10 protein-coding genes and 2 pseudogenes are annotated in these 11,625 nt (G+C 64.7%); 4 read left to right on the forward strand and 8 right to left on the reverse strand.

The window, feature by feature from the left end; translation table 11 throughout:
- Positions 1 to 558 (forward strand): AGE family epimerase/isomerase (locus EOA27_RS06885; protein WP_189561973.1); only part of this gene is annotated, 558 nt, incomplete at its 5' end.
- 34 nt (positions 559 to 592) lie between these two features.
- Here EOA27_RS06885 and EOA27_RS06890 read toward each other — a convergent pair.
- The 6 genes and pseudogenes from EOA27_RS06890 to betI form a co-directional block, all read right to left on the reverse strand.
- Positions 593 to 1,287: pseudogene (locus EOA27_RS06890) on the reverse strand (YoaK family protein).
- Between the two features lie 84 nt (positions 1,288 to 1,371).
- Positions 1,372 to 2,835: a betaine-aldehyde dehydrogenase gene (gene betB, locus EOA27_RS06895; RefSeq protein WP_126078407.1), complete on the reverse strand. Its 1,464-nt coding sequence runs from the start codon at positions 2,833 to 2,835 to the stop codon at positions 1,372 to 1,374.
- 49 nt (positions 2,836 to 2,884) lie between these two features.
- Positions 2,885 to 4,537, reverse strand: coding sequence for a choline dehydrogenase (gene betA / locus EOA27_RS06900; RefSeq protein ID WP_126078406.1), 1,653 nt, complete (start codon positions 4,535 to 4,537; stop codon positions 2,885 to 2,887).
- Positions 4,530 to 5,534 (reverse strand): threonine/serine dehydratase, encoded by a 1,005-nt coding sequence (locus EOA27_RS06905; RefSeq protein WP_189343194.1) that lies wholly within the window; start codon positions 5,532 to 5,534, stop codon positions 4,530 to 4,532. The genes betA and EOA27_RS06905 overlap by 8 nt, the downstream gene beginning before the upstream one ends.
- Positions 5,531 to 7,060, reverse strand: a complete 1,530-nt coding sequence (betC, locus tag EOA27_RS06910; protein ID WP_127255811.1) for a choline-sulfatase — start codon at positions 7,058 to 7,060, stop codon at positions 5,531 to 5,533. The genes EOA27_RS06905 and betC overlap by 4 nt, the downstream gene beginning before the upstream one ends.
- On the reverse strand, positions 7,057 to 7,647 hold the full coding sequence (gene betI, locus EOA27_RS06915; protein ID WP_126078404.1) for a transcriptional regulator BetI: 591 nt from the start codon (positions 7,645 to 7,647) through the stop codon (positions 7,057 to 7,059). Before betI ends, betC begins: the two co-directional genes overlap by 4 nt.
- Before the next feature lie 188 nt (positions 7,648 to 7,835).
- On the opposite strand from betI, the gene EOA27_RS06920 reads away from it, so the two are divergent.
- Complete coding sequence (locus EOA27_RS06920) at positions 7,836 to 9,002, forward strand: acetyl-CoA acetyltransferase (RefSeq protein ID WP_126078403.1); 1,167 nt, start codon at positions 7,836 to 7,838, stop codon at positions 9,000 to 9,002.
- Between the two features lie 49 nt (positions 9,003 to 9,051).
- On the forward strand, positions 9,052 to 10,053 hold the full coding sequence (locus EOA27_RS06925; RefSeq protein WP_126078402.1) for an asparaginase: 1,002 nt from the start codon (positions 9,052 to 9,054) through the stop codon (positions 10,051 to 10,053).
- 83 nt (positions 10,054 to 10,136) lie between these two features.
- Here EOA27_RS06925 and EOA27_RS06930 read toward each other — a convergent pair whose 3' ends face one another.
- Both EOA27_RS06930 and EOA27_RS06935 read right to left on the reverse strand, forming a co-directional pair.
- Positions 10,137 to 10,622, reverse strand: a complete 486-nt coding sequence (locus tag EOA27_RS06930; protein ID WP_126078401.1) for a GNAT family N-acetyltransferase — start codon at positions 10,620 to 10,622, stop codon at positions 10,137 to 10,139.
- Complete coding sequence (locus EOA27_RS06935; RefSeq protein ID WP_126078400.1) at positions 10,622 to 10,903, reverse strand: DUF1778 domain-containing protein; 282 nt, start codon at positions 10,901 to 10,903, stop codon at positions 10,622 to 10,624. The genes EOA27_RS06930 and EOA27_RS06935 overlap by 1 nt, the downstream gene beginning before the upstream one ends.
- A gap of 177 nt (positions 10,904 to 11,080) precedes the next feature.
- Here EOA27_RS06935 and EOA27_RS06940 point away from each other — a divergent pair.
- Positions 11,081 to 11,625 (forward strand): annotated as a pseudogene (locus EOA27_RS06940) (methyltransferase domain-containing protein); the annotation flags it as partial.

The raw sequence follows: 11,625 nt of genomic DNA on the forward strand, positions 1-11,625 counted from the left end.
GCGCGCATCATCGACCTCTTCCGCAGCCATTTCTTCGATGCCGAAAGCTGGACCATCGGCGAGTATTTCGACGAGGGCTGGAAGCCGGCCGCGGGCGAGAAGGGGAGCTGGACCGAGCCTGGCCATCATTTCGAATGGGCCTCCCTGCTGGTCGATTTCGCCGCCCGCAGCGGCCAGAACGAACTTCCCGCCTTCGCCCGCAAGCTTTATGCCTCGGCCATTGCCAACGGGCTCAACCGCGCAACCGGCCTCGCCTACGGCGCGGTCTCGCGCCAGGGTCTGCCGCTGGATACCGTCTCGCGCGGCTGGCCGCAGGCCGAGGCGATCAAGGCGGCGATCGCGCTGGACGGCTCGGGCGGGCCGGACCTCAAGCCCGAGATCGAGGCGCGCGTCGGCCGCCTGTTCCGCTGGCACATCGATCCGGCACCGCTCGGTCTGTGGATCGATCGCATCGACGAGCGCGGCCGCTCACTGGCGACCGAGGTGCCGGCCAGCATCTTCTACCATCTGGTCTATGCGCTGACGCAGTATCTGGACGGGACGGCGCAGATGGGGTGAGCCGGTTCCGGCACGGCCTGACCAGACATCGTCGTCATGGCGTCGCATTCCCCCGGACGATCAGAGCCAGCAGCGCGACGACCGGCGGCGCCGCGAATGACCAGACACCGACTGCACATGGAGCAGCGCGGCCGTTCCGCATCCGAGAGCGAAGACGGCCACCATGCCCGACATCCGCGCGAGGCGCGACCGTGACGCGGCAGTATCCTCGGCGGACGAGCCGTAGATCAGGTCGGCCAGGTCAAGCATGATCTGGGTCGTGGTGCCCGTCATCAGCGTCGAAGGCGGCAGGCTGGCGAGATGGACGCGATGCGCGGCGTTCTGCACCGCCATGGCCGAAACCAATATCATTCCCGTTACGATGGCGGCCCAATGGTCGCCATCCGGGAAAGGCCCGAGCCGGACCGTCAGAACGGCGGCTGCGATCAGCAATACGAGCTTGATCGTCAGCAGGTAACGAAAGACCGGCGCTTCCCGGTGTCTCAGCGCGTTCGACAACAGCCGGCTGAGGATGACAACAGCGCAAAAGACCGGCAGCGCAAGCAGCTTCGACAGGGCGCCTGACGTGCCGAGCGCCAGGGAGGCGCCGAGCGTCACGAAGTTGCCGGTGACATGCGCGGTAAACAGCCCCTGGAGCGCCAGGAAACCCATCGTGTCGACATAGCCGCCGTTGAAGCCGAGCAGTAGCGGCAACACGACGGCTCGGTTGTCCTTGGTTTCACCCGCCATCTTGGCCTCCTTTGCCTCCGGCAAGGTTGTGGCAAACCGCGGCAAGGAGAACAGCGCGATGATCTGCCGAAACGGATCGCGACATCAATAAGGCGCCGCCACGTCACCCGTCTCGACATAAACCGCCTTGAGCTGCGAATAATGCGCCAGCGCGGCCAGCGAGTTCTCGCGGCCGATGCCGGACTGCTTGACGCCGCCGAAGGGCATTTCGACCGGGGTCAGATTGTAGGCGTTGATCCAGCAGGTGCCGGCCTGCAGCTCGGCGATCACCCGATGCGCACGCGGCAGGTCGCGCGTGAACACGCCGGCCGCCAGCCCGAACTCGGTGTCGTTGGCGCGCTCGATCACCTCGTCCTCGCTGTCGAACTTCAAGACGCTCATCACCGGTCCGAAAATCTCCTCGCGCGCGATGCGCATGGTGTCGGTGACATTGGTGAACACGGTCGGCTCGATGAAGAAACCGCTCTCGAAACCTTGCAGCGACGGCACGTTGCCGCCGCAGGCGAGTGTCGCTCCGTCCTGCTGGCCGGCTTCGATGTACGAGACGACCTTGCTCTGCTGCGCCTTGTTGACCAGTGGGCCCATCTGCGTCTCGGGATCGAGCGGATCCCCGATGCGGATCTTCTTGGTGCGCTCGACCAGCCGCTCGACGAAGCGATCATGCAGGCCTTTCTGCACGAAGACGCGCGTGCCGTTGGAGCAGATTTGCCCGGTCGAATAGAAATTGCCGAGCATGGCGCCGCCGATGGCATTCTCGAGGTCGGCATCGTCGAAGACGATGAGCGGCGACTTGCCGCCGAGCTCCATCGTCGCATGCTTCATCTTGGAGCCGGCGAGCGACAGCACCTTGCGACCGGTCGGCACCGAGCCGGTCACCGAAACTTTTGCCACCACATCATGGCCGACGAGGCCGGCGCCGACATCGCCATAGCCTTGCACGACATTGAACAGCCCATCGGGCAAGCCGGCCTCCGAGTAGATCTCGGCCAGCGCCAGGGCCGAAAGCGGCGTGTTCTCCGAAGGCTTGAACACCATGGCATTGCCCATAGCCAGCGCCGGCGCCGACTTCCAGCCGGCGATCTGGATCGGGTAGTTCCAGGCGCCGATGCCGACGCAGACGCCGAGCGGCTCGCGGCGCGTGTAGGCGAATGGTCCGCCGAGATCGATCATCTCGCCGTTGAAGGCGGCGACCGCTCCGGCGAAATATTCCAGGCAGTCGGCGGCGGAAGGGGCGTCCGCCACCAATGTCTCCTGGATCGCCTTTCCGGTGTCGAGCGTCTCGATGCGCGCCAGGTCGGCGTTGCGCGCGCGCAGAATATCGGCGGCGCGGCGCAGGATGCGGCCGCGCTCGACGGGCTTCAGCCGCGCCCAGGCCGGCTGCGCGGAGCGGGCCGCCTCGATCGCCAGCTCCAGCACGTTCGGCGTCGCCGAATGCAGGGTGGCGATGGTCTCGCCGGTTGCCGGATAGATCACCGGCAGCGGCGTGCCGCCCTCATCCTCGATATAGCGGCCGTTGACATAGTGCGATGCGGTCGGCTGGGCGCGCATGGCTTTCTCCAAGTCTGTTCGCCGGGAGGGCGGTCAGCCCGACAATGCCCTATCGGTCCGCCACCTGCCAGCGAGGATTGATCCAGGGTTCCTGGTTGGATGGCGCCAGCGGCGTGCGGCCGAGGATATGGTCGGAGGCTTTTTCGCCGGTCATGATCGACGGCGCGTTGAGGTTGCCGTTGGTCACACGCGGGAAGATCGAGGAGTCGGCGACGCGCAGTCCTGCGACGCCGATTACCCGGCATTCCGGATCGACGACGGCGGTTAAATCGTCGGCACGGCCCATCCGGCAGGTGCCGCAAGGGTGGTAGGCGCTCTCGGCATGGTCGCGGATGAAGGCGTCGAGCTCGTCGTCGGTCTGCACATGGCTGCCCGGCGAAATCTCCTTGCCGCGGAAGCCGTCGAAGGCCTTCTGCCCGAAGATCTCGCGCGTCAGCCGGATGCAATGGCGGAACTCGCTCCAGTCGTCCGGATGTGACATGTAGTTGAAGCGGATCACCGGCTTCGCCTTCGGGTCGGGCGAGCGCAGCGTCACCGAACCGCGCGACTTCGAGCGCATCGGCCCGACATGCGCCTGGAACCCATGCGCCTTCGCCGCCGCCTTGCCGTCATAGCGCACCGCCGCGGGGATGAAGTGATACTGGATATCGGGGTAGTCGACGCCGGCCTGCGAACGCACGAAGGCGGCCGCCTCGAAATGGTTGGTGGCGCCAAGCCCGCTCTTGAAGAACAGCCACTGCGCGCCGATCAATGCCTTGGAGAAAGGATTGAGCACCGAGTTCAGCGTGATCGGCCTAGTCGATTCCTGCTGGATATAGAGTTCCAGATGGTCCTGCAGATTGGCGCCGACACCCGGCCTGTCGGCGATCACCTTTATGCCGTTCTCCTGCAGATGCGCGCCTGGGCCGATGCCGGACAACATCAGGATCTTCGGCGAGTTGATCGACGACGCCGCGACGATCACTTCACGCCGCGCCTTAACGACCTGAATCTTTTTGTCAGCTTCGATCTCGACGCCGAGGGCGCGTTGATTCTCGATCACCACGCGCCGGGCGAAGCCTTTGACCAGACTCACATTCTTGCGTTTGAGAGCCGGCTTCAGATAGGCGTTCGCCGCCGACCAGCGGCGGCCGCCAAGAATGGTCTGCTCCATCGGCCCGAAACCTTCCTGCTTCGAGCCGTTATAATCGTCGGTGAGCTCGAAGCCCGCCTGGCGGCCTGCTTCGACGAAGGCGCCATAGAGCGGGTTCTTCCGTGTGCCGCGCTGCACATGCAATGGTCCGCCGTGGCCCCGCCAGCCATCCTCGCCGCCGTCGGAATCCTCCATGCGCTTGAAATAGGGGAGCACGTCGGCGAAGCCCCAGCCGGTCGCACCCTGTTCCGCCCAATGGTCGAAGTCGTGTGCATGGCCGCGCACATAGACCATGCCGTTGATCGAGGACGAGCCGCCGATCACCTTGCCGCGCGGCGTCGCCAGCACGCGGCGGCCGAGATGCGGCTCCGGCTCGCTGGCGAAACCCCAGTCGTAGAGGCTCATATTGAGTGGGATCGACAGCGCCGACGGCATCTGGATCAGCGGCCCCATATCGGTGCCGCCGAACTCGATGACGATCACCGAGTGCTTGCCGTCCTCCGACAGCCGATAGGCCATGGCCGAGCCGGCGGAGCCGGAGCCGATGATGACGAAATCCGCTTCAAGCATTGTTCATATGCGCCATAAAATCGGCGAGCGAGACATTGCCGCCGGTTGCAACCACAAGGACAGTCTTGTCCTTCACATCCACCTTGCCGCCGAGAAGGGCGGCCAGTGATGCCGCGCCCGAGGGCTCCAGCACCAGCTTCATCCGCTCGAAGGCGATCTTCATCGCCCGCCGCACCGAGGCGTCGTCGACGGTGACGCCGCGCACGCCGGCGGCGCTGACGGCCGCGAAAGGCGCGTCGCCGGGCTTGCGCGCCATCAGCCCGTCGCAGATCGATTTCGGCCCGATCGGCATCGTCTCGATCGCGCCATGCGCGAGCGATGAGCCCATGCCGTTGAAACCCTCCGGCTCGACGGCGATGATCTCGGTCTTGGGCGACAGATAGTGGAAGGCCAGCGAAACGCCGCCGATCAAGCCACCACCGCCGACCGAGCAGAACACAAGGTCGGCATGCTCCTTCTTAGCCGCCAACTGGTCGAGCGCTTCCAATCCGGCACCCGCCTGGCCTGCGACGATTTCCGGATCGTCGAAGGGGTGCAGCAAGGTGAGGTGCTCTGTCTCGGCGATCTCGCGCGCCTTGGCGGCAGCCACCTCCTCACGGGCGCGATCGCCATGATCGGTCAGCACCACGCGCGCGCCATAGCCGGCGGTGGCATCGCGCTTGGCGGCCGGCGCGTCGACCGGCATGACGATGGTGACGGGAATGCCGAGCGCCTGGCCGGCGGCTGCCAGCCCCTGCGCGAAATTGCCGGAGGAGTAGGCCACCACGCCCTTCTTCGCTTCATCCGGCGAAAGCCGCTTCAGCCGCCAATAGGCGCCGCGCACCTTGAAGGAGCCGGCCCATTGCAGCGACTCCGGCTTGACGAAGACGCGCGCCGCGCCGGTTTCCCTGGCCAAAGCCGCCGACTCCAGGAGCGGCGTCACCTGCGTGGCCGTCGAGGTGACGGCGTAGGCGTGCCTCAGATGATCAAGTGGTGGGACGAGAATGTCTGCCATCATTCGCCTCTCGGATACCGTTTGCTCTCTTCGAGATTGTCGAGGTTCATGTGGTTGCGCATGTAGCGTTCCGACGCCTTCTGCAGCGGCTGGAACTCCCAGGGGTAGTAAGCGCCGTTGCGCAGCGCCGGGTTGACGACCCAGCGGCGCGCCTGGCTTTCACGGACTGCGGCGTCGAAGCCTGCCATGTCCCAGCGCGCGCGGACCTTTTCCATGAAGGCCGAGACCAGATCGGCGTAGGCCGGGTTGGTCGCGAGATTGTCGAGCTCGCGCGGATCGGCGACGAGATCGAAGAGCTGCGGCGGATCGAGCTCGCAATGGACGAATTTGTATTTGCCCTCGCGGATCGCCACCATCGGCGCGTAGGAGCCTTCAGCCGCATATTCCATCAGCACCGGCGCCGAGCGCTCCTTGCCGGCGGCAAGCGGCAGCAGCGACAGGCCGTCCGTCCACGGCGCGATCCCGCTCATGTCGATGCCGGCGAGGTCGCAGAGCGTCGGCGCCACGTCGAGATTGGAGGCAGGCGTCTCGATCAGTCCGGCCTTGATGCCTTTGCCGGACATCATCAAAGGCACCCGCGCCGCCCCTTCGTAGAAGCACATCTTGAACCACAGGCCGCGCTCGCCCAGCATGTCGCCATGGTCGGAGCAGAACAGAATGATCGTGTCGTCCAGCATGCGCGTGCGCTCCAGCACCGACAGCAGCTCGCCGATCTTGTCGTCGAGATAGGAGATGTTGGCGAAATAGCCGCGCCGCGAGCGGCGGATCTGCTCGGGCGTGATGTCGAAACTGTCGTAGTCGGATGCCTTGTAGAGCCGCTTTGAATGCGGATCCTGGCTGTCGTAGGGGATGAAGCCCACCTCCGGCTCCAGTGCCGGGCAGTCTTCGTAAAGGTCCCAGTATTTGCGCCGCGCGACATAGGGATCGTGCGGATGGGTGAAGGAGACGGTCAGGCACCAGGGGCGCCGGTCCGCGTCATCCGACACGCGCGCGAACTCATAGAGCTTTTGCGTCGCATGGAAGGCGACCTCGTCGTCATACTCCATCTGGTTGGTGATCTCGGCGACGCCGGCGCCGGTCACCGAACCCAGATTGTGGTACCACCAGTCGATACGCTCGCCGGGCTTGCGGTAGTCCGGCGTCCAGCCGAAATCGGCCGGGTAGATGTCGGTGGTCAGCCGCTCTTCGAAACCGTGCAGTTGGTCGGGGCCGACGAAATGCATCTTGCCGGAAAGCACCGTGTGATAGCCGGCGCTGCGCAGATGATGCGCGTAGGTCGGGATCGAGGAGGCGAATTCCGCGGCGTTGTCATAGACTTGGGTGCGCGACGGCAGCTGGCCGCTCATGAAGGAGGCGCGGCCCGGTGCGCAGAGCGGCGAGGCGGTATAGTTGTTGGCGAAGCGCGCCGAGCGCTGGGCAAACGCCTTCAGATTGGGCGCGTGCAGGAACTCGGCCGGGCCGTCCGGGAAGAACGTGCCGTTGAGCTGATCGACCATGACGATCAGGAAATTGGGTCGCCGGGTGGTCAAGGCAGGCTCCGTCCGTTGAGCTTGGTTTCGAGATAGTCTTCCACAAGCGCGATCGCGGTCTGCGCGTCGGGCACGCCGTCCTTCAGCGCGCGGCGGATGTAGAGCCCGTCGATCAGCGCCGCGGTCGCTTCCGCCACGCGGTCGGCCTCTGTCCGCGGCAGGATCCCGGTCAGCCCGCTCATTAGGTTCGAATGCAGCCGCCGCGCATAGATGCGCAGCAGCCGCCGCAGCTCGGTCGATTTCTGCGCCTCGACATAAAAGGCAAGCCAGGCGGCGATGATCTCGGCCTGGAACTGGTCATCGGAGAAGCTGACCGCGACCACGGACGAGACGCGCTCACGCGCTGTGCCGGCGGTGTGAAGCGCGTGCCTGGTGTCGATGTTGAGCTCCGTCAGGATGTGCCGCATCGTCGCGAAAAGCAGCTCGTCCTTGGCGCCGAAATAGTGATGCGCCAGCGCCGACGACACACCGGCGCGTCCGGCGATCTCCGACATCGTCACGTCGAGCGATCCGCGCTCGCCGATCGCCGAGATCGTCGCGTCGATCAGCGCCTTGCGGCGCACGGGTTCCATTCCGATTTTCGGCATTTTGGGGGTCCGGTTCGGGTCGAGATTATTTTTTATTGACGCGTCAATCAATAAAAAATCGACACCGGGATCAACCGATCGTGTCGTTCTGGCCCATGCAGGGGGCTGGAAAACGGTTCATTGTTGAACAATATTGAATCACGTGCCGCTAAGGATCGTGCTAGGCTGCGGCGCAAATGGAGGTTGCCATGACCGCATGCATCGTCGGCTGGGCGCATTCGCGCTTCGGCAAGCTCGAAGGCGAGACGCTGGAGAGCCTGATCACCAAGGTTGCCGTCGAGGCGCTCGACCATGCCGGCATCGGCCCCGACGATGTGGACGAGATCGTGCTCGGCCATTTCAACGCCGGCTTCTCGCCGCAGGATTTCACCGCGAGCCTCGTGCTGCAGGCCGATGACCGGCTGCGCTTCAAGCCGGCGACGCGCGTCGAGAATGCCTGCGCCACCGGGTCGGCCGCGGTCCGGCAAGGTATCCGCGCCATCGACGCCAACGCCGCCCGCATCGTGCTGGTGGTCGGCGCCGAGCAGATGACGACCACGCCCGGTCCCGAGATCGGCAAGAACCTGCTCAAGGCATCCTACCTTCCGGAAGAAGGTGACACCCCGGCCGGCTTTGCCGGCGTCTTCGGCAAGATCGCGCAGGCCTATTTCCAGCGCTATGGCGACCAGTCGGACGCGCTGGCCATGATCGCTGCCAAGAACCACAAGAACGGTGTCGACAATCCCTACGCGCAGATGCGCAAGGATTTCGGCTATGAGTTCTGTCGCCAGGAAAGCGAGAAGAACCCCTTCGTCGCCGGTCCGCTGAAGCGCACAGATTGCTCGCTGGTGTCGGACGGCGCCGCGGCGCTGGTGCTCACCGACACCGCGACGGCGTTGAAGATGCGGCGCGCCGTGACCTTCCGCGCCAACGAGCATGTCCAGGATTTCCTGCCGATGTCGAAGCGCGACATCCTAGCCTTCGAAGGTTGCGAGCACGCCTGGAACCAGGCGCTGAAGAAGGCCGGCGTCACGCTCGACGACCTTTCCTTCGTCGAGACGCATGACTGCTTCACCATCGCCGAATTGATCGAATACGAAGCGATGGGCCTGGCCAGGCCCGGCGAGGGCGCCAGGCTGGCGCTGGACGGCACGACGGCCAAGGACGGCCGCCTGCCGGTCAATCCTTCGGGCGGCCTGAAGGCCAAGGGCCATCCGATCGGCGCCACCGGCGTTTCGATGCATGTGCTCACCGCCATGCAGTTGACCGGCGAGGCCGGCGGCATCCAGGTGCCGGGCGCGAAGCTCGGCGGCATCTTCAACATGGGTGGTGCTGCCGTCGCCAATTACGTTTCCATTCTCGACCGCATCAGGTAGAAGCTGCCCGCACTAAAAGCAGCGCCCTCTGGCGCGTGCGGGAGGCAGCATGTCCAATCCGGTTCTGGTCGAAGTCACGCGCGGCGCGGTGGTCGAAAGCAGGCACCGCGGCGCCATCAGCGCGTTCGACGCCGACGGCAAGACCGTCTGGGAGATCGGCGACACGGATCGCCCGGTTTTCCCGCGCTCTGCGGTGAAGGCGATCCAGGCGCTGCCGCTGGTCGAATCGGGGGCTGCCGACGCCTATGGCTTCGGCAACCGCGAACTGGCGCTGGCCTGCGCCTCGCATTCGGGCGAGCCCGCCCATGTCGAACTGGCGCGGGCGATGCTCGCCAAGGCCGGTCTCGACAAAACCGCTCTCGAATGCGGCGCGCATTGGCCCAACCATGAAGCCACCCTAGCGCTCGCCCGCGCCGGCGCTGTGCCGAGCGCGTTGCACAACAACTGCTCCGGCAAGCATGCCGGCTTCCTCTGCACCTGCGTGCATTCGGGCATCGCCCATCGGGGCTACGTCAAGGAGGGACACGCGCAGCAGGAGATGGTGCGCGACGCCATGCAATCCGTCACCGGCGCTGCCCACAACACCGGCAATAGCGCCATCGACGGCTGCTCGATCCCGACCTATGCCGTGCCGTTGAAGAGTTTTGCGCTCGGCTTTGCCCGCATGGCGACGGGCAGGGGCTTCTCGCCCGAGCGCGCAAAGGCGGCGAAGCGTCTGCTTTCGGCCTGCATGGCCGAGCCGTTCCTCGTCGCCGGCACCGGCAAGGCCGATGTCGCGCTGATGCAGGCAGCACCGGGCCGCATCTTCGTCAAGACCGGCGCCGAAGGCGTCTATTGCGCGGCCTTGCCCGAGCTCGGTCTCGGCATCGCGCTCAAATGCGATGACGGCGCCGGCAGGGCGGCAGAGGTGATGATCGCCGCGGTGCTTGCGAAACTGCTGCGTGGCGATGAGGCGGTAGCGGTAAGGCTGACCCAGCTCGCCCATCCCGCAGTCGAAAGCCGCATCGGCGCCAAGGTTGGTTCGCTGCGGCCGACGGCGGCACTCAATTAGCGCATGATCCCGAAAGTGGGGACCGGTTTCGGAAAGATCATGCTCCAACAAAAACTAGGTCAGGATGACGTTTCAACGAAACGTCATCCTGACCTAGCCGTCTTCAGCGACAGCACCAAAGTCATCGGATTCTTTGGCGAAGCCTGGAAGCCATAGCGTTCATAAAACGTCTTGGCTTCATCCGATATGGCATGAACCAGGAGACCGCGAATGCCGAGAATGGCGGCCGCTTGGCTGGTCCGCAGCACCGCGTCCTGAAGCAGGGCGACGCCGGGGCCCTTGCTCTGCCAGTTTGCATCGACAGCCAAACGGCCAAGCACAGCCATGGGCACGGGATCCGGCATATTGCGCCGGATCGAACCGGGAGCATCTGCGAGATCAAGTCCACCTGATGAAAGGCAATAATAGCCAACGACGCGCGTGCCTTCCGCAATCACATAGGTTCTGGACGCGCCGCTGACCTGATTGGCACGCGCCCGCCGTCGAAGCCATTGATCGAGGCTGTCGGTCCCGCTTTGAAAAAGGTCGAGGTCGTGGCTATCGGCGAGAAGGACCGGTGCCGATAGCATCAGTCCTGCCAGGGCTTGGGCGCATTCATCAGCCGGGCAAATCCCTCGCCGCGCGGCGGCTGGTCGAGGATATCGAGATAATGCTGATAGCTTTCGGCATCGACCTTGACGAGCGTCTGGTCGAGCAGCGTGTCTTCGGCCGCGCGGTAGGCGGCCTCGATCATGAAGTCGGAGCGGGTCTTGCCGCGTATCTTCGCGGCGCGGTCGATCAGGCTGCGGACATCCTCGCGGATGCGCAGGTTGACGGGCTTGGCGTGGCTGTCCTGGTTTTTGGTGGCCATGGCGATGGTTCCTTCGTAACGCCATATAGCATTTCTGCATACACAATGTGTATCTAAATTTGAGATCAGCGAATTTCGTCGCTCTTGACCCGGAAGAACGCTCCCCTAACAAACTGAGCAGCAACGAGTTCATCTTTTTTGCTAGTCTCCTCCGTCAACGAGCGCCGGGTACTGGCCATGCTGGAAGCGGACAAGGTGTTTGCCGGGTCGATCCCGGAAAATTACGATCGCCATATGGTGCCGCTGATTTTCGAGGCTTATGCGGTGGAGGCCGCACGGCGGGCGGCTTCTTTCTCGCCCTTGGCCGTATTGGAAACCGCCGCGGGCACCGGGGCCGTCACCCGTGCCCTGGCGCCAAAACTGGATCCCGGCAGCACCTATACTGTAACCGATCTCAACCAGCCGATGCTCGACTATGCGGCGTCGCGCCAGGGCCGCACAGCCTCATTACCTGGCGCCAGGCGGATGCCTTGAAGCTGCCCTTCGACGACGCTGCCTTCGACCTCGTCTGCTGTCAATTCGGCGCGATGTTCTTTCCCGACCGCGCCGCCGCTTATCGCGAGGCAAAGCGCGTCCTGAAGCCTGGCGGGCATTTCCTGTTCAGCGTCTGGGACCGCATCGAGGAGAATATCTTCGCAGACGACGTGACCAATGCCCTGGCCAGGATCTTTCCGCATGATCCGCCGCGCTTCCTGGCGCGTACGCCGCACGGTTATCACGAC

Origin of the sequence: Mesorhizobium sp. M2A.F.Ca.ET.037.01.1.1 (assembly GCF_003998075.1) — a bacterium.
Lineage (GTDB): Bacteria > Pseudomonadota > Alphaproteobacteria > Rhizobiales > Rhizobiaceae > Mesorhizobium.

Excerpts from the sequence above, each read along its gene's own strand:
- EOA27_RS06925 (WP_126078402.1), top strand. The coding sequence starts at position 9,052 with ATGTCCAATCCGGTTCTGGTCGAAGTCACGCGCGGCGCGGTGGTCGAA.
- betA (WP_126078406.1), bottom strand. The coding sequence starts at position 4,537 with ATGCTTGAAGCGGATTTCGTCATCATCGGCTCCGGCTCCGCCGGCTCG.
- EOA27_RS06935 (WP_126078400.1), bottom strand. The coding sequence starts at position 10,903 with ATGGCCACCAAAAACCAGGACAGCCACGCCAAGCCCGTCAACCTGCGC.
- betI (WP_126078404.1), bottom strand. The coding sequence starts at position 7,647 with ATGCCGAAAATCGGAATGGAACCCGTGCGCCGCAAGGCGCTGATCGAC.
- EOA27_RS06930 (WP_126078401.1), bottom strand. The coding sequence starts at position 10,622 with ATGCTATCGGCACCGGTCCTTCTCGCCGATAGCCACGACCTCGACCTT.
- EOA27_RS06920 (WP_126078403.1), top strand. The coding sequence starts at position 7,836 with ATGACCGCATGCATCGTCGGCTGGGCGCATTCGCGCTTCGGCAAGCTC.
- betB (WP_126078407.1), bottom strand. The coding sequence starts at position 2,835 with ATGCGCGCCCAGCCGACCGCATCGCACTATGTCAACGGCCGCTATATC.
- EOA27_RS06905 (WP_189343194.1), bottom strand. The coding sequence starts at position 5,534 with ATGATGGCAGACATTCTCGTCCCACCACTTGATCATCTGAGGCACGCC.